This is a genomic window from Geobacillus uzenensis, assembly GCF_002217665.1.
GTDB classification, from domain to species: domain Bacteria; phylum Bacillota; class Bacilli; order Bacillales; family Anoxybacillaceae; genus Geobacillus; species Geobacillus subterraneus.
Window position 1 is genome coordinate 275,048 of sequence record NZ_NEWL01000010.1, and the last position, 16,774, is coordinate 291,821.

Genomic DNA, 16,774 nt, shown 5'->3' on the forward strand with positions numbered 1-16,774 from the left:
CCATATGAGGATTATTCAAACCGAATTGGATGGAGCGATTATATTTGAGCCTATCGTACATAAAGATGAGCGTGGTTTTTTTATGGAAAGTTATAATGAACAAACATTTCGTCAATTAGGTTTCGATCTCCGATTTGTGCAAGATAACCATTCTCTTTCCGTAAAAGCGGGAACGATTCGTGGATTGCACTATCAACTAAATCCAAAAGCCCAAACAAAACTTGTTCGTGTTACCCGCGGTGCGATTTATGATGTGATCGTTGATATTCGGAAAGGTTCACCGACGTTTGGAAAATGGCAAGGCTTTATTTTGAGTGCGGACAATAAACGACAATTGTTAGTTCCTAAAGGATTCGCACACGGTTTTTGTACATTGGTAGAGAACACAGAAGTTCAATATAAAGTCGACGAATATTATTCACCTGAGCATGATCGGGGAATTCTTTGGAATGATCCGGCGTTAGGGATTGATTGGCCAGTAACTGATCCTATTCTTTCGGAAAAAGATGCAAATCATCCATTGTTAGCGGATGCAGAAATTAATTTTGTGTGGGAGAGAACTCTATGAATCTTTTAGTAACTGGCGGAGCAGGTTTTATCGGTAGCAATTTTGTGCATTATATGTTGAATAAATATCCTGAATATAAAATCGTTAATTACGACTTGTTAACTTATGCTGGTAATTTGGAAAATTTGAAAGATATTCAAGAAAATCCACAGTATGTCTTTATTAAAGGTGATATTAGAAACTATCAACTCGTTGATTATATTGTAAAGTTTCATCATATTGATGTGATTGTTAATTTCGCTGCTGAATCGCATGTGGATCGCAGTATTTCTGACCCAAATATTTTTGTTAAAACAAATGTATTGGGGACTCAGGTATTGTTGGATGTCGCGAAGGCGAACAATATCCAAAAATATGTTCAAATTTCTACCGATGAAGTGTATGGCAGTTTAGGAGATACAGGGTATTTTACCGAAGAAACGCCGCTTGCTCCAAACAGCCCTTACTCAGCAAGTAAGGCTAGTGCAGATTTGCTTGTAAGGGCATATCGTGAAACATATGGATTAAATGTGAATATTACACGTTGCTCGAATAACTATGGACCATACCATTTTCCTGAAAAGCTAATCCCTTTAATCATAACAAACGCATTAGAAGGAAAAGAGCTTCCTATTTACGGTGATGGTCAACATATTCGTGATTGGCTTCATGTTGAAGACCACTGTACCGCTATTGATTTAGTTATTCATAAAGGAAAGCCCGGAGAAGTATATAATATCGGCGGGCATAATGAGCGGACAAATGACGAAATAGTCCATTTAATTGTTGAAAAACTTGGGGTTTCAAAGTCGTTAATTAAATATGTAAGCGATCGCCCAGGGCATGACCGTCGCTATGCAATCGATCCTACAAAAATTATGACAGAACTCGGATGGAAACCACAATATACGTTTGACAAGGGAATTGAGGAAACGATTCAATGGTATATCAATAATAAAGATTGGTGGAAACGCATTAAGTCCGGAGAGTACATGGCTTATTATCAAAAGCAATATGGTGAAAGAGAATGAGTAAACAAAAAATATTAGTTACTGGTGCGAAAGGGCAATTAGGCACAGAAATGGTCAAATTGTTAAAAGACATGGAATATGAAGTATATGGATATGGACGAGCAGAACTCGATATAACGGATTTTCAGCAAGTGAAAAGTGTTATTGACCATATCCATCCTAATGTTGTTATTCACACTGCTGCCTATACAAAGGTAGATGCAGCAGAGTCCAAACCAGATCAAGCATTTTTAGTGAATGCATACGGAACAAGAAACATAGTCGTAGCGTCAGAACATATAGGTGCTAAGTTGGTTTATATAAGTACCGATTATGTGTTTGACGGCACCGCAAACGTACCTTATAACGAGTTTGCTGTTACGAATCCGATAAGCGTATATGGAAGAAGTAAACTAGCTGGTGAACATTTTGTAAGAGACTTTCACTCTAAATTTTTTATTATTCGAACATCGTGGGTTTACGGGAAACATGGAAATAATTTTGTGAAAACAATGTTAAAACTTGCACAAGAACAAAAAGAATTGTTTGTCGTTGATGATCAAATTGGATGTCCAACTTATGCAGTTGATTTAGCTAGCTGCATTTTTCAACTTATTCAGACTGAAAAATATGGAGTCTACCATATTTCTAATTCAGGCCATTGCTCTTGGTATGAATTTGCCAAAGCCATTTTCGAAGAGGCTAATGTTAATATAGTAGTTAATCCATGTAAAACAAAAGATTATCCAAGACCTGCTCAACGCCCTCCGTATTCTGTATTAGATCATATGGCTCTACGATTAAATGGCTTTAAGGAATTAAGGCATTGGCGAGAGGCGTTAAAGGAATTTATTAAAGTTTATGGGATGAAACCTTGATAACATTAGCGTTAGTCATGATTGTAAAAAATGAAGAACGGAATCTTAGCCGCTGTCTGCAAAGTGTCAAAGATATTGTCGATGAGCTGGTTATTGTAGATACAGGATCTACAGATCGCACAAAGGAAATAGCATACTGTAGATGAGCATTTTTCATTACAATAATTTCCATGGTTAGAGAGACAAACAGGGCACCCCTTACGCGATACGGAGCTGTTTTTTGATCACATCAATGGGAATCTCTTGCTTTGCAGCGTCATAAATGAACTCGACGACGCTGTGGTCTTTCCGCGACCGAAGAAGCTCCAGCCCGGTGGAGAGGTTTTGTCGGGATTCGGCGATGCTGTACACGCAGGCCAACAGCACCACCGCCCAATACCGTTTCACCGCCCGAATGTGGCGAACGCGGTATCCATCCAGCTTCAGTTGATCTTTCGCCTGCCGGAAAAAGCACTCGATCGTCCAGCGCTGGGCGTAGTAACGCAAGATGTCTTCGTCCCCGAGTTCCCGGTCGGTGCTCAAGATGCAATGAAGATGTTCCGGCGCCATCGGCTGATCCGCCTTCCAAGCCAGCAGCACCACCGCGTCATCGAGGCCATGGATGGCCCCATATGTTTAGTGCAAAATGAAAGTACAGAGTTCTGCAACAAAAAAGTGCAGAGCTTCATGGCATAAAAAAAGGCTTGCCAGCTCCTAAAATTCCCTCTACTGTTAAGGTTGTGAAGAACAAAACAGTGGAAACGCAATATTAATCTAGGAAAAAAGACAAATCAAAACTTTGTCAATATTCCTCTCGGTAACATAAAAGAAAAACTAGAATATCTTTGTGAATTTTACGGCATTGAATTCTTGAAACAGGAAGAATCATATACGTCTCGTGCGCCCGGCATGGGTGCAGTCTATAGGGTGAAAGTCCCGAACTGCGAAGGCAGAAGTAGCAGTTAGCTTAACGCAAGGGTGTCTGCGGCGACGCAGAATCTGAAGGAAGCGGGCGGCAAACTTCCGGTCTGAGGAACACGAACTTCATAGGAGGCTGGGTATCATTGGGTGAGTTTGCACGACAAAACGAAGCCCTTTCTGCCGAAGGTGATACCGAGTAAATGAAGCAGATAGATGGAAGGAAAGACTGCACTCTTACCCGGGGAGGTCTGTCCGGGAAGCCAAGTGCGCTTGGCAACCGTTGGAGCGATCCAACGCTGAACGGACAGAAGTCAGCAGAGGTCATAGTACCCGTCTAGCTTAAGATAGAAGGGGAAGGACCGAACCATGAAGGAGAACGGCCACTAGGCGTTCATCTTCTTTGATGAAGCAGACAACCCGAAAGGGCCTGCTTGAGGGAGGAAATGGTGAAGTCCATGGGGGACCTCAAGAGGGTGGAGAAGAAGATGGCACAAATAGAACGGATCGTTCACGTAGAGAGGAAGAATCGGAATGTGGATGAAACAGGTACTGTCACGGGAGAATCTCCTGCGAGCACTCAAACAAGTGGAAAAGAATAAAGGGTCCCATGGAACCGATGGAATGTCCGTCAAAGACCTGCGAAGACACCTCGTGGAACATTGGGACGTGATACGGCGCGCTTTGGAAGAAGGGACCTACGAACCTTGCCCGGTCCGACGGGTCGAAATCCCGAAACCGAACGGAGGAGTCAGGTTACTAGGAATCCCGACCGTGACAGACCGGTTCATCCAACAGGCCATCGCCCAAGTGCTCACGCCGATCTTTGACCCATCCTTTTCGGAACACAGCTACGGGTTTCGTCCCGGTCGAAGAGGACACGACGCGGTGAAAAAGGCGAAGCAGTATATTCAGGAAGGATATACATGGGTGGTAGATATCGACTTGGAAAAGTTCTTTGATCGAGTCAACCATGACAAACTGATGGGGATATTAGCGAAACGAATTCCAGACAAAATCCTCCTAAAGTTGATACGGAAGTATCTACAGGCAGGGGTCATGATCAACGGGGTGGTCATGGAAACACAAGAGGGGACTCCACAAGGAGGGCCGCTCAGTCCACTTTTGTCCAACATTCTCTTGGATGAGCTGGACAAAGAATTGGAAAAACGAGGGCACAAATTTGTACGGTATGCGGATGACTGCAATATCTACGTAAGGACGAAGAAGGCCGGGGAACGGGTGATGAAATCGATCACGGCATTCATTGAAAAGAAACTCCGGCTGAAAGTCAATGAAACCAAATCGGCAGTGGATCGACCGTGGAGGAGAAAATTCCTCGGTTTTAGCTTCACCCCAAATAAGGAGCCAAAAATCCGGATCGCAAAGGAAAGTATTCGGCGCATGAAGCAAAGGATACGCACCATGACGAGTCGATCGAAACCGATTCCCATGCCCGAGCGAATCGAACAGCTCAACCAGTACATTCTGGGATGGTGTGGATACTTCTCGTTAGCAGAGACTCCAAGTGTGTTCAAAGAACTAGATGGATGGATTCGACGAAGGCTGCGCATGTGCCAATGGAAAGAGTGGAAACTTCCGAGAACCAGAGTCCGAAAACTGCAAAGTTTAGGAGTGCCCAAGCGGAAAGCATATGAATGGGGAAACACTCGGAAGAAATATTGGAGAGTGGCCGCTAGTCCCATCTTGCATAAAGCCCTTGGCAACTCCTATTGGGAGAGCCAAGGGCTGAAGAGTCTTTATCAACGATATGAATCTCTGCGTCAGACTTAATGGAACCGCCGTATACCGAACGGTACGTACGGTGGTGTGAGAGGACGAGGGTTAGTCACCCTCTCCTACTCGATTCAATGGCGCATTAAACATCTTAAAGAAAAGTAAAGCTGTAGACCTGAGTGTCTTATGCTCTAGCGGCGAAGTGGACACGCCTCAAAGAATAAGGATTGCTTGAAGCAGTCAAACTTCTTTGGAAGCCTCCACTTCAAATTTTCGCTAGAAAATTAAGTGGGGGTAGTTCACAGGCCAAGAAGATATGGTCAAGAGCGTCATTCAAGATCCTTGTTTTATATTGCCAAATAATCCGGACGATCAGCATGATACAAGACAAAAATATATAGATCTTGTGCAATTGCCTAAGTTTAAGTCGCTAAAGGCATTGGTCGTTATTGTCGACCATGAAGATGAAGCGTATGGTGACGTTGTTACCGTCATCGCCAAAAGCAGGTTAAACCAAGAGACAGGAGGTGCGATTTATGTTCGTCCAAAATTTACAGGAAAACGTTAAATACTCCTATGACTATGATCACGATGTTCTTTATATTTATTTGGGCGAACCAAAAGTGTCGTACGATGACGAAGCAGCTCCTGGTGTGTTTATCCGGTTTTCTGAAGAGGATGAGGTCATTACTGGCATTGTGATTATGGACTACAAGAAGCGGGATATTGAGCGTATAAAGAAGTTTATACCGGTGAATATTAATTTTCATATGATTAACGAACAAATCCATTAGTTTTGGCCGATTTTGCCTCTGGCATGGACTCAACTATATCATCCTTCGCTACTTTAATGCGGATGGGGCGCACGAGCCGGGGGCAAAGCGGTTCTATTTTCTAGAGCTTAAGTGCACTGGATGGGAGCCGTATTTGACATAAACATTAGGACTTGATTTTATGCGAATATTTTCGTTATTTTTTGTATATTATGCAAAGGTTGCAAAATATGAGGTGCAACATTTGATTGAACAATTGAAACAAACGCGCATTATCTCCTCCTGAATGGGGGGGGCAGGGCTGATGTTTGATGCAAAACGAACACAACCGTTCTGCGCAGCCGCGGAACTTCAGGGCATAAAAAAGATGGCTTGTCAGTTTCGAACATTCGCTTTTCTAGTGAAGGGTATGGAGAACGAAACAGCGAAGGGAAAAGGTTTTTCCAAGGGATCTCCCCCTTCCCCGTGATGCGGGTGGGAGGGGATCAAATGTATTTTATCATCGCCGTTTCATCGCAACAGTCCAGTTTCGGGCAGTTGACGCAATCAATCCACACTTTTTCCGGCAGTGTTGATTTGTCCACGATCTCAAACCCGCATTTTCGAAAAAACTCGACTTGGTAAGTAAAGGATATTAACCGCTTCACCCCGAGTCTGGCCGCCTCGTCGGCAATATGGTGGACGAGCAGGCGGCCGATTCCTTTCCCCATATGGTCAGGAGATACGACGAGCGAACGCACTTCCCCGAGATCGTGCCCCAGGATATGCAGCCCGGCGGTGCCGACGATTTGGCTGTTCTCCCTGGCGACATACATGCATTGCAAGTGCTGGTAGATGGACAGCAGCGAGCGGGGCAGCACGAGTCCTTTTTTTGCATAGTGTTGGATGAGCGCGTGCATGTCTTTGACATCGCTCGTGACGGCATGGTCGATTTGCATTGGGATCCCTCGCGATCAATCGTCATTGTATATTTATAAATATACAATATTTTGTTTTTATATTCAACTACGGATTTTCGTTGGCTGGGGGATGTTTCTGTCAAACGCTGCGCGGCAGGAGGAAAAAGAATGCCATTGTCGAAAGAATAAAGTGTTTTTTGGAAAGCAACAGGAATATGCATTGGATGATGGCATATTGGTCGATTGAATCGTATGGAAGTGTAGGGTTTTTCATGAAACGAGGGGGAAGGATATGAGCACGATTACCACGTTTGACAGTACGGTCGAAAGTTTGCTTGATTTGCTTGAAAGCATTCAGGAATGTCGAACACAGCTTCCTGATTTTCAGAGAGGCTGGGTTTGGGATGACGAGCGGATTCGGAATTTGTTGATCAGTGTTTCTCTCTCTTATCCGATCGGTGCGGTGATGATGCTCCAGACGGGAAATCCGAATGTCCGTTTTGCCTCAAGGCCGATCGAAGGGGTCGATAACGTGAACCAAGTGGAACCGGAACGGCTGATTCTTGACGGTCAACAGCGGCTGACGGCGTTGTTTCAATCATTGAAATTGAAAGCGCCTGTAGCGACAAGAGACAAGAGAGACAAGGCAATCAAACGGTTCTACTATATTGACATTGACAAAATGTTAGATCCGAACGTCGACCGAGAAGAGACGATCGTCAGTGTTCCGGAAGACCGGATCATTCGCGGACCGGGAGGGAGGGTTGTTCTTGATTGTTCTGACTTGGAGAAAGAATGCGAAGCGGGAATGCTTCCGGTGAATTTGTTTTTCGATCCTGCGGGGTTGTTGGCGTGGCAGACGCGCTATTTTTCGGATTCAACGAAAATTGCGGAACGGTCATTGAAGTGGCAAAAGTTGATGACGGACGTATTTCCCCGTTTTCAGCAATATCAAGTGCCTGTTATTATGCTTCGGAAGCCGACTCCGAAAGAGGCGGTTTGCCAAGTTTTTGAGAATGTAAACACGGGGGGCGTCTCTCTGACCGTCTTCGAGCTTCTTACCGCCACATTTGCGGCGGAAGATTTCAAGCTGAGGGATGATTGGGAAGAGAAGGAAGCAAAATTAAAGAGATCTGGAGAAATTTACAACAAAGTGTTGGCCGATATCAGCAGCACCGACTTCCTGCAGGCAGTTGCGTTGTTGGCCACGTACAATCGACGAAAAGCGGGGGACGGCGTGGCGGTCAGCTGCAAGCGGCGCGACATCTTGCAGTTGACGTTGGCGGATTACCAAAGATGGGCGGATCGGGTGACGGAAGGGTTTATTCAGGCGGCTCAATTTTTGCATGAGCAACATGTGTTTTCCGCGCGCGACTTGCCGTACGGCACCCAGTTGATCCCGCTGGCGGCCATTTTTGTCGAGCTGGGAAAAGAGGCGCACAATGTTTGTGTCCGTGACCGAATCGCCCGTTGGTATTGGTGCGGTGTATTGGGTGAATTGTATGGAGGAGCGACGGAGACGCGGATTGCCCGTGACGTGGTGGAAGTCGTCGAATGGATTCGCGGCGGTGCGGAGCCGACGACGGTGCGGGATGCCCATTTCGCCGCTGATCGCCTCTTCACGCTGCGCACGCGAAACAGCGCCGCTTATAAAGGGTTGCACGCATTGCTCATGAGGGAAGGGGCGCGGGATTTCTTATCTGGGGTGCCGATCGATATTCAGACGTATTACGGCGAATCGATTGATATTCACCATATTTTCCCTCGTGACTATTGCGAAAAACGGGGGATTGAGAAAGCGAAGTACGATTGCATTATGAATAAAACCCCATTGTCCTATAAAACGAATCGGATGATTGGCCGTGATGCTCCAAGTGTATATTTGAAGAAACTAGAGGAGAGGAAAGGCGTTTCGGCAGCGGTGTTGGATGACATCCTGCAAACGCATGTTATTGATGTGGCATCCATAAGAGCGGATGATTTTGACCAGTTTTTTGAAAAAAGAAGGCTGGCTCTGCTTGCGATGATCGAGCGGGTGATGGGTAAGAAAGTGGAGTGAGCGGGACGGGAGGATGTTGTAGGGGAGAGGTTTTGGTTTATATTTCAAGTTTCAAGGAAAAGGAACAAATGCCTTGGAACGACGTATTCGCAGGGAGATCAAAGGGGGAAAACTTGGTGGAAAAACAGGAACAGATACATTGGCTGCTGGACAGCAGACAAATGGAAATAGAATATTTATGAATTGGAAAAACTGGCGGTGCAACTGGCCGATATGCGAAGTTCGTTTGGATCGGAAGCTGTGCAGGGGTAGGGGGACGGAAAAAGGCACTTGTTATCGTTGGGGAGAGGGCATGAACCAACGGCTGTTTGCGGAGGAAATGTGGAAGTCGTTGCTGGATAAGCTGTACGAAGGAAAAATGGTATCGACGTTCAAAGGGAAGGAAGCGTTTCGCGTTGTTTCGTTTTCCGATGAGGGGGTTATTGTGCGATTGAGTTCGAAGGAGAAGGATGTGTTTCTAAGCAAGAAGGCGATGGTCAATGTGATTGAGAAGCTCATCGCCCATGAAGATGGCGTGCGGAAAAAAATGGTGGACCCGGAATTCCGTCTAAAGTTAGGGCTGTTTTTGCTTCACCCGTGGACGGAGAAAGTGGTGCGCCAGGAGGAGGGGAAACGCCGTCCGTATTTGTTGTTAACGGATGAAGCCCGTCAGCGATTGGCAAGCGGCGAGTAGAGGGATTGACACACTGGGAAGTGCGCTCGCTTTGGCGGCCAAAGGCCAAGGGAAAAGTCCGACTGTTGCTTGTTCCACACGCCAAGAGCCATAGGGAAAAGACCAGTGATAAGAGCCGCGCGGTTGCGGCTCTTTTGTGCTGCCTATTTGTCCATTTCCTTCGCGAGATCGGCGACTTCGGCGACGGTCAGTCCGGTCCGTTTCGCCACTTCGTGGATGGGCAAGACATCAAGGAAGTTTTTGGCGATTTCAATGGCTTTCTGTTTTTCGGCTTGCTTAACCGCTTGCTCTTTTTCCTGCATCACTTTCTTCAACATTTCTTCTCTTTCTTGTTCAAGTTCTTCGACTAACAGGCGAAACACTTTGTTCATTTTGATCCACTCCTTTACTTTTTCGGCGTATGACCGGTCGATGAATTTGTCTGTGGCGGTCAGAACGCCAGCGATGATGTGCAGCTGTTTCGGTTCGTCGCCGATCGCTTTCGCCAGCTCGATCGTTTTTTCGATCATCGTTTGCCGGTCGAAGCGGGTGTGCATGAGCGGCACGAGGATGAGTTTCATCGTTTCTTCCGGAGTGAGCGGTTCGCCGTTGTGGACTTTTTCTTCAATGGCATGGAAAATGGCATCGCCGTTGAATTCGCCAAGCAGCACCGCTTTGGATGAAAGAAGCACATCGCCGGCGTCAAGCTGTTCGCGGGCGCTCGTGACATCGCTTGTGTAGATCACAACGATGCGAATCGGGCGGATTCGTTTTTCCTGTTGATAGTATGTGTGGAGGAGTCGACAGGCATAATCGAGATACTTCAAATGGTTGTCGAGAAATCGTTCGTTGCTTTCGTATTCCAGAAGCAAAATGGAATCGTCTTCGAGAAGAAACACGGTGTCGGCGCGCCGTTCGTCCGCCCGAACAGACGGAAATTCGGTTGGCAGCACTGCTTTGATCCGCGGGAGTCCGTGAAGTCCGTATACATCGAGGGCTTGGTTTTGGTACAATGCGCTCAGCGACTTGAACAAAATGTCTTTGGCGTGATGCGAGATCCCGCCTGGCATCGTCTTCACTCCATTCGCTTTTGACCTAATTATACTACTTGCCCGATCGATTGTCAGCTGCCATCGTGAGCGGAAACACGGTGTTCGTTCGGTGGGAGTGAATGACATCTTCTTGAAAAATAAAACGGGTTGTGACTCAGAACAGACGGATGAATGACGCTGTTTTGCCCTCACGGCCGGATAAACACTTCCGTTCCGTTCGGAACGATGGAGGCGAGTTCGAGCACGTCTTTATTATGCATGCGGATGCAGCCTTTGGATACGTATTTGCCGATCGAGGACGGGTCGTTCGTGCCGTGGATGCCGTAATGGAGTTTGGATAAGCTGAGCCACATCGCGCCGAACGGCCCGCCTGGGTTTGGCTGGCGGTTGACGATGACAAAGTCGCCGACGGGGGTGGCGGTGACCATTTTCCCGACGCCGACGGGATACGTGCGGATCGTCCGCCCTTGGTGTTTTAACGTCAGCTGGCGGCGGCTGATCGAAATGTGGATCGTGTACGGAATCGATCCTTTCGGCGGAAGGTGGGGGATGACGATCCCTTGGCCAGGGAAGATGACGGACGCGGCGGTCAACCCATTGGCGCGAAGGAGCGCCTCAACAGATGTACGGTAGTCGCGGGCGATGGAAGCGATCGTTTCCCCACGTTTGACGATATGTGCGTACATGGCAGTTCGCTCCTTTTTTCGCTGGATGGAGAAACCAGCTCCGATTGATGATACATTAGTGTATGAGAAGATTCGGATGAGGTTGCTGCAATAGGAAGAGAGTCTCATGTGCATGGCATGGGAATACGGTGCGGCTGCTAGGCGCATGAACGTGCTGTGTGTTAGTCTATACTTGACAGGGAGCGCTGCCTAACGGGTGTTTCTTGTCAAAACGTGTAGGTGAAAAAGGAGGATGGCGCGAATGAGAACGTTTGTCCTAAAACCGGAAGGACAGAAGGTTGATTATGAGCTGTATGCCGAGCTCTCCCCTGTCCCGCTTGAGATCATTGACGGCGATCTCTTTTTTACGAAAGAGGAGCGGGAAAACTTGCTTAAGCTGTTGATATACAATGTCGGCATGAATCGGACGCTTGAGATCATCGAGGAATGGAAGGAGCGGTGAAAGCGGCGCCCGGTCGATATCGGGGCCGCATCGATGTTGGGGGTTACGGGCGGTAAGGGAACAAAATGTTCTTTTCCCCTTTTTCTTTGGCGACGAAGACGTCTTGATGGATTTCGAACACGCCAAAAGCGCTATGGAACGTCTGAATGACGCGGACGCGATACACGTCGTGAAGCGGTTTGTTCTCATCAGACATCGACCATGACGACAGTTTTTCCACCTCATCGATGCGGTAGTCGAACGTCTCGACGCCGAAGTCTTGCATAAAGACGTGGGCGCGGCGCTGGATGTAGACGTCTTTTGGGAATTTCTTTTTCATAAGCGGGTGAAACAGCTCCCAAGAGCTGCCAAAATCCCCTGCCTGCTCGTAGCGGTAAAACGTGTCAACGATTTCCTTTGCCTCGTTCCGTTCGTTCGAAAGAAACAGAGACAAGATCGCCACCAACACGGCGACGGCAGTGAGAACCGCCACCCCAGTCCTGGCTCGGATCGTCTTTTGGCGGTAGCGTGGGAACATGGGTCTCCTCTCCTCTCTATTATACCATATGCACGATGGACGGCCGATATGGGCGGAGAAAGGAAGAACATGCCGCGGGCTTGAGATGACGGTGCTTTTGAGTCAAAAAATCCGCTGTGGTGTAGTAAAATAGAGGGCAGAAGCCATTGCAGCGGAAGTGAATTCATTCGTTCTATGTGGAAACGGGTGGGAAAGCGGAGCGTCCATCGGCTCCGTTTTTCCTTTTCCATGTTGAGAAAAACCGAATGTGCAGGAGAGGGAGAGAGGGATGAAGAGATCATTCATTTATGTGTTGCTTGTCGGGATCATGGTCGCCTGGGGGCTGAATGTGACGGCGTTGAAAGTTTTGGTGGAGCATTTTTCGCCCGTCGCGTTGACGGCGCTGCGCATTCTAACGGCCGGGTTGGTCGTGCTTTTGTTTTTATGGGGGATCGGCAAGCTGGAACGAGTCAGTTGGAATGAGGCGAAACAGATTGGTTTGGCTGCATTGTTCAGCGTGGTGGCCCATCACTTCTTTTTAGCGTTGGGAATTGCGAGGACGACAGCGGTGAATGCGGGTCTTGTGCTAGGGCTTGTGCCGCTTGTGACGGCGCTGTTGGCGATCGTGTTTTTAGGCCAGCGGCCGACGTTGTTTCGTTTGCTTGGCATCGCGCTTGGGTTTTTTGGCGTCGTGTTTGTTGTGGCGAGCGGCGACGGGGGCCTTGGCCATTTGTCCATTGGGGATGTGTACGTCTTTTTGGCTGTTTTGGCGCAAGGGATCAGCTTCATTATGATCAAAAAGGCGACGGTCGAGGCGCGGGTGATGACAGGGTGGATGCTCGTCTTCGGGTCGCTTTGGCTGTTTGTCTTAAGCCTCGTGCTCGAGCCGAGCGGCCTATCGAGTTTGAAAGAGGGTACGTTGCCGCTTTGGCTCATTTTCCTTGCTTCGGCTGTCGTGGCGACGGCGCTTGGCCATATGTTTTATAACCAGGCTGTTCAACATCTTGGCCCCGCTGAGTCGGCGGTGTTCATCAACCTCAATCCGTTTTTTTCGCTTCTTGGGGCGCATTGGTTGCTTGGTGAGCCGATTTCATGGATGCAGCTGGCTGGTTTTCTCTTCATCGTCGCGGGCGTGATGTTCGGCAGCGGGGGGATGGATGACGTCATCGCCCGTTTCCGCCGGGCGAAAGTTGCGGCTGGGGGAAGGAAGGTGGGGATGTGGTAGCCTTGGAATCCCCCACTTCTAGGCCTTGCGTGCAAGTGGCGAAACATTCATATCCAGGAATGGAGGGGGCTTCACATTGCGGTCGGCGTCTTGGCTGTCTCTTCTCGAAAAGGGACAGCCATTTTTGTGCCATCGGCAGGATTTTGCTTGATGATGTCGAAAAAGAGAATACGAAACGTATTCGTGTGAGGTGAATGTATGGCGATCGATCACGACCGGTTGTTCAAGGAGTTGTTGCAGACGTTTTTTGAGGAATTTGTGCTTCTCTTCTTTCCGGATATGCACGAGCATATTGATTTCAACCATTTGTCGTTTTTGTCCGAAGAGCTGTTTACGGACGTAACGGCTGGGGAGAAGTACCACGTTGACCTGCTCGTCGAGACGAAGTTCAAAGGAAAAGACGGATTGATCATTGTTCACGTAGAAAACCAAGCGTACGTTCAATCGTCATTTCCAGAAAGAATGTTTCTTTACTTCAGCCGCTTGTTTGAAAAATACCGCACTCCGATCATTCCGATTGCCGTCTTCAGCTATGATGCCATCCGAGATGAACCCTCTTCGTTCACGCTCTCCTTTCCGTTTGGCGATGTGCTTGACTTTCGCTTTTTCCATGTGGAGTTGCGCAAGCAAAACTGGCGCCAATTCATCCGCACCGACAACCCGGTGGCGGCTGCGCTGCTTAGCAAAATGGGGTATACTGAAAGTGAACGAGTGGAACTGAAAAAGCAATTTTTGCGCATGTTGGTGCGTCTTGAGCTAGACGAGGCAAGACAGCGTTTGTTGACGGGCTTTTTTGAAACGTATGTGAAGCTGTCCGATGAAGAAGAACAACAGCTTCGAAGCGAGGTGGAACAAATGGAGACGAAAGAAAAAGAACGCGTGCTGGAATTGATCATTTCGTACGAGCAAAAGGGAAAAATTCAAGGCCGAAAGGAAGGACGGGAGGAAGGGCGCAAAGAGGGAGCGGAACAAGAAAAACGGCACATTGCGAAACGGATGTTGATGAAAGGGTTTGATGCGCAGACGATTCACGAACTGACCGGATTGCCTGTGACGGAGATTGAGGAAATGAAACAAAGCGGCTTCAAGTGAATGGAAATCAAACAGGCGGGGCAAAAGGCCAGCCCCGCCCTAGCGCGTTGGTTTTGCTGCTGTGGATTCCCGTTTGATCAGGTTCGTAGACAATAGCACTTCCTGAAAAGGTTCGTTCGGGTTGTCCCACCGCCATCGCAACAATTCCACCGCTCGTTTGCCGTAGCGCTTCAGGTCGATGTCGACGGTCGTGATTTTCGGCGTCGCGATTTGCGACAGCTGCCCGTTGTCAAAGCTGCAGACGGAAACGTCATCGGGCACTTTTAGCCCGTACTGCTGCAGGCCGGTGCTGACGAAAAAGCCAAGCCCGTCATTGACGCAAAACCAGGCGGTCGGCTGCCGCTTCAGCTCACGGATGTAGCCTGCGATGACCGTTTCGTCCTCTTGCGCCTGGCAGAACATCCACTCCTCGTTCGGTTTCACTCCATAGTCTTTCAGCGCCAATAAGTACCCTTCATACCGCTCTTGATAGCTCGGCGAATAGTGGACGTCGCCGACAAACGCGATGTCAGTATGGTTGAGCTCCAACAAATGCTGGACGGCCACATACGCCCCGAACCGATTGTTTGTCAGCACCGCATCGGTATTGACTGGCTCGGCTCGCCCATCTTAGCCCCGCTCGTCATTGCGCTCATGATGGCGTGGAAGTTTGTCGGTTACTATGCGTTATTGTTTTTGTCTGGCTTAGAAAGCATTCCGAAAGAAGTGTATGAGGCGGCTGAAATCGACGGCGCGGTCGGCTGGAAGCGGGTTTGGCACGTAACCATTCCGATGCTGTACCCTTCGTTTTATACAGTGACGATTTTAGCAGTCGGCCTGATGTTTGGCATTTTCACCGAGCCGTATGTGTTGACGGGCGGCGGGCCGGAGTATGCGACCCATACGTGGCAGCTGGAGATTTACAACCAGGCCTTTGAAAAATTAAACGCAGGTTATGGTACGGCGGTCGCGATCATCAATTCGATCGTCACCTTTGCGTCGATTTTTGTCTTTCGCAAGCTGTTGGAAAAATGGGGGGGCAAACATGGTTGGGAGTAAAACGTGGAAGGTTGGGTTGCTTTATGTAGTGGCGGTTGCCGTTTTGCTCGTCATGGTGTTTCCGTATTTGTATATGGTGTTAGGCTCTCTTGCCCCATGGAATGAGGTCGACCGAAAGCTGATCCCGTCGTCATTGACGCTCCGCTCGTATGAATGGCTGTTTCAAGGCGGTGAAGATGTCGTACCGCGACCGTGGCTTCGCGCGTTTTTCAACAGTGTGCTCGTCACATCGGCATCAACGCTGCTCATGCTTGTGACGGCCGTGATGGTTGGATATGCGTTGTCGAAAGTGAAATTTAATTCTTTACTTTCTGGAAGTCTTGAATAAATTTCATATAAGTCTTTTACAGTTTGTTTTATGTCTTCTTCTCCGCCAGTGCCATTTATTAGCTTAATGGGCTTCTCATTCTATTAAACTTAAGCCACCCGTTAGCTTAATAACTCTTGGACATTACTCGAAATATAATTTTTTAATATCAAAAGTTCATCTCTCTCAAAATCATAAGTATCATGTTCATTCGCATAACTATTAACCACTTTTTTTATGGTATTTTTTATTTCTCTTGGAAATGTTAATAGTGCCCAGTTACCTGCTTCTAGCTTTGAAGAAATAATTCCTTCTTTTAGATACCAAAAAACTCTAATTAAATTTAACGTACAATAAATAGGGTCCTCTTCGATATTTTCCAAACAATCTTGGAAATCCCCCATAATTGAAGATATATAATGCGAACGTGGAATCGAAGGGAAAACCTCCTCTATAGGTTTTCCTTCTACACAAACTCCTCGATTAGTTGTTATGGTCAAATGTGCAGCTAAGTCAGCATCAGTCTTAATATCTCCGTTTAAATATTGATATGACCCTGTTACCAAATCATCCTCATAACGTTCCCTCCAAAATTCACTGTAATGAAAATCAAACGGGCAAGGATGTCTCCAATTCTTTAATTGTTCTTCGTTCAGAAAACTTATTTCAACTGGAAATGGATTATTTGAACAAGATAGAAATAATTTTGCTAATTTCCTTTTGTTTTCTATTGTCATTGATTTACTCGTAATAACCAAAATATCAATATCACTACTATTCGGATTAAAGCCTCCCATTGCTAAAGAACCGTGAATGTAAAAACCAATAAAATCTTGCTTTACTATTTCTTTAGTCTCACTTAAAATACGAAAAACAAAATTTCTTATATCAGATGGGCACGTTACCCAATTATAAGCCATTATTGAATACCTCCATACCTGCTTTAATTAACCGCACCCGATAGTTTAATATTTTTATTTTACT

Annotated in this window: 16 protein-coding genes and 6 pseudogenes; 15 read left to right on the plus strand and 7 right to left on the minus strand. The window is 47.2% G+C overall.

What is annotated here, in order from left to right; translation table 11 throughout:
• Positions 1 to 4: 4 nt before the first annotated feature.
• The 4 genes and pseudogenes from rfbC to B9L21_RS16870 all read left to right on the plus strand — a co-directional run.
• Positions 5 to 568, plus strand: coding sequence for a dTDP-4-dehydrorhamnose 3,5-epimerase (gene rfbC, locus B9L21_RS16855; protein ID WP_063164745.1), 564 nt, complete (start codon positions 5 to 7; stop codon positions 566 to 568).
• The gene (gene rfbB, locus B9L21_RS16860) at positions 565 to 1,578 is read left to right on the plus strand and encodes a dTDP-glucose 4,6-dehydratase (RefSeq protein WP_063164746.1); all 1,014 of its coding nucleotides are present in this window, start codon (positions 565 to 567) and stop codon (positions 1,576 to 1,578) included. The genes rfbC and rfbB overlap by 4 nt, the downstream gene beginning before the upstream one ends.
• Positions 1,575 to 2,435, plus strand: a complete 861-nt coding sequence (gene rfbD, locus B9L21_RS16865; protein ID WP_063164747.1) for a dTDP-4-dehydrorhamnose reductase — start codon at positions 1,575 to 1,577, stop codon at positions 2,433 to 2,435. Before rfbB ends, rfbD begins: the two co-directional genes overlap by 4 nt.
• Positions 2,436 to 2,452: 17 nt before the next feature.
• Positions 2,453 to 2,569: pseudogene (locus B9L21_RS16870) on the plus strand (glycosyltransferase); the annotation flags it as partial.
• 64 nt (positions 2,570 to 2,633) lie between these two features.
• Here B9L21_RS16870 and B9L21_RS16875 read toward each other — a convergent pair.
• A pseudogene (locus B9L21_RS16875) lies at positions 2,634 to 3,044 on the minus strand (transposase); the annotation flags it as partial.
• Positions 3,045 to 3,170: 126 nt separating this feature from the next.
• Here B9L21_RS16875 and B9L21_RS18215 point away from each other — a divergent pair.
• The 4 genes and pseudogenes from B9L21_RS18215 to B9L21_RS16895 all read left to right on the plus strand — a co-directional run.
• A pseudogene (locus tag B9L21_RS18215) lies at positions 3,171 to 3,317 on the plus strand (RNA-guided endonuclease TnpB family protein); the annotation flags it as partial.
• 549 nt (positions 3,318 to 3,866) lie between these two features.
• Complete coding sequence (ltrA, locus tag B9L21_RS16885; protein WP_020961418.1) at positions 3,867 to 5,126, plus strand: group II intron reverse transcriptase/maturase; 1,260 nt, start codon at positions 3,867 to 3,869, stop codon at positions 5,124 to 5,126.
• A 259-nt stretch (positions 5,127 to 5,385) separates the two neighbouring features.
• A complete protein-coding gene (locus tag B9L21_RS16890; RefSeq protein ID WP_225995681.1) occupies positions 5,386 to 5,637 on the plus strand; it encodes a hypothetical protein in 252 nt (83 codons plus the stop codon).
• Positions 5,606 to 5,863, plus strand: coding sequence for a DUF2283 domain-containing protein (locus tag B9L21_RS16895; RefSeq protein WP_011888351.1), 258 nt, complete (start codon positions 5,606 to 5,608; stop codon positions 5,861 to 5,863). Before B9L21_RS16890 ends, B9L21_RS16895 begins: the two co-directional genes overlap by 32 nt.
• Positions 5,864 to 6,327: 464 nt before the next feature.
• Here B9L21_RS16895 and B9L21_RS16900 read toward each other — a convergent pair whose 3' ends face one another.
• Complete coding sequence (locus tag B9L21_RS16900) at positions 6,328 to 6,780, minus strand: N-acetyltransferase (protein ID WP_063167238.1); 453 nt, start codon at positions 6,778 to 6,780, stop codon at positions 6,328 to 6,330.
• A 253-nt stretch (positions 6,781 to 7,033) separates the two neighbouring features.
• Here B9L21_RS16900 and B9L21_RS16905 point away from each other — a divergent pair, with 253 nt between their 5' ends.
• Together B9L21_RS16905 and B9L21_RS17995 are read left to right on the plus strand one after the other, a co-directional pair.
• Entirely contained in the window at positions 7,034 to 8,800 is a 1,767-nt protein-coding gene (locus B9L21_RS16905; protein WP_063167239.1) for a DUF262 domain-containing protein, read from the plus strand.
• A 292-nt stretch (positions 8,801 to 9,092) separates the two neighbouring features.
• The gene (locus B9L21_RS17995) at positions 9,093 to 9,473 is read left to right on the plus strand and encodes a hypothetical protein (protein ID WP_225995682.1); all 381 of its coding nucleotides are present in this window, start codon (positions 9,093 to 9,095) and stop codon (positions 9,471 to 9,473) included.
• 143 nt (positions 9,474 to 9,616) lie between these two features.
• Here the strand turns inward: B9L21_RS17995 and B9L21_RS16915 are convergent, their stop codons facing one another.
• Together B9L21_RS16915 and B9L21_RS16920 are read right to left on the minus strand one after the other, a co-directional pair.
• Positions 9,617 to 10,522 carry a hypothetical protein gene (locus B9L21_RS16915; RefSeq protein ID WP_063167240.1) on the minus strand — a complete coding sequence of 302 codons (906 nt, stop codon included), beginning with the start codon at positions 10,520 to 10,522 and terminating at the stop codon, positions 9,617 to 9,619.
• Between the two features lie 170 nt (positions 10,523 to 10,692).
• Positions 10,693 to 11,190, minus strand: a complete 498-nt coding sequence (locus B9L21_RS16920) for a L,D-transpeptidase family protein (RefSeq protein WP_063167241.1) — start codon at positions 11,188 to 11,190, stop codon at positions 10,693 to 10,695.
• 241 nt (positions 11,191 to 11,431) lie between these two features.
• Between B9L21_RS16920 and B9L21_RS16925 the strand changes: the two genes are divergently transcribed.
• A complete protein-coding gene (locus B9L21_RS16925; protein ID WP_063167242.1) occupies positions 11,432 to 11,632 on the plus strand; it encodes a hypothetical protein in 201 nt (66 codons plus the stop codon).
• 43 nt (positions 11,633 to 11,675) lie between these two features.
• Here B9L21_RS16925 and B9L21_RS16930 read toward each other — a convergent pair whose 3' ends face one another.
• Positions 11,676 to 12,149, minus strand: a complete 474-nt coding sequence (locus B9L21_RS16930; protein WP_011232748.1) for a hypothetical protein — start codon at positions 12,147 to 12,149, stop codon at positions 11,676 to 11,678.
• Between the two features lie 268 nt (positions 12,150 to 12,417).
• Between B9L21_RS16930 and B9L21_RS16935 the strand changes: the two genes are divergently transcribed.
• Positions 12,418 to 13,353, plus strand: a complete 936-nt coding sequence (locus tag B9L21_RS16935; RefSeq protein WP_063167243.1) for a DMT family transporter — start codon at positions 12,418 to 12,420, stop codon at positions 13,351 to 13,353.
• A 198-nt stretch (positions 13,354 to 13,551) separates the two neighbouring features.
• Entirely contained in the window at positions 13,552 to 14,445 is an 894-nt protein-coding gene (locus B9L21_RS16940) for an Rpn family recombination-promoting nuclease/putative transposase (protein WP_063167244.1), read from the plus strand.
• Positions 14,446 to 14,484: 39 nt separating this feature from the next.
• On the opposite strand, the pseudogene B9L21_RS16945 reads toward B9L21_RS16940, so the two are convergent.
• Positions 14,485 to 15,036 (minus strand): annotated as a pseudogene (locus tag B9L21_RS16945) (substrate-binding domain-containing protein); the annotation flags it as partial.
• Between B9L21_RS16945 and B9L21_RS16950 the strand changes: the two are divergent.
• Both B9L21_RS16950 and B9L21_RS16955 read left to right on the plus strand, forming a co-directional pair.
• Positions 15,025 to 15,483, plus strand: a pseudogene (locus B9L21_RS16950) (carbohydrate ABC transporter permease); the annotation flags it as partial. The pseudogenes B9L21_RS16945 and B9L21_RS16950 overlap by 12 nt on opposite strands.
• Positions 15,470 to 15,781, plus strand: a pseudogene (locus tag B9L21_RS16955) (carbohydrate ABC transporter permease); the annotation flags it as partial. The pseudogenes B9L21_RS16950 and B9L21_RS16955, both read left to right, overlap by 14 nt.
• 131 nt (positions 15,782 to 15,912) lie before the next feature.
• On the opposite strand, the gene B9L21_RS16960 reads toward B9L21_RS16955, so the two are convergent.
• A complete protein-coding gene (locus B9L21_RS16960) occupies positions 15,913 to 16,710 on the minus strand; it encodes an aminoglycoside adenylyltransferase domain-containing protein (protein WP_023634271.1) in 798 nt (265 codons plus the stop codon).
• Between the last annotated feature and the right edge of the window lie 64 nt (positions 16,711 to 16,774).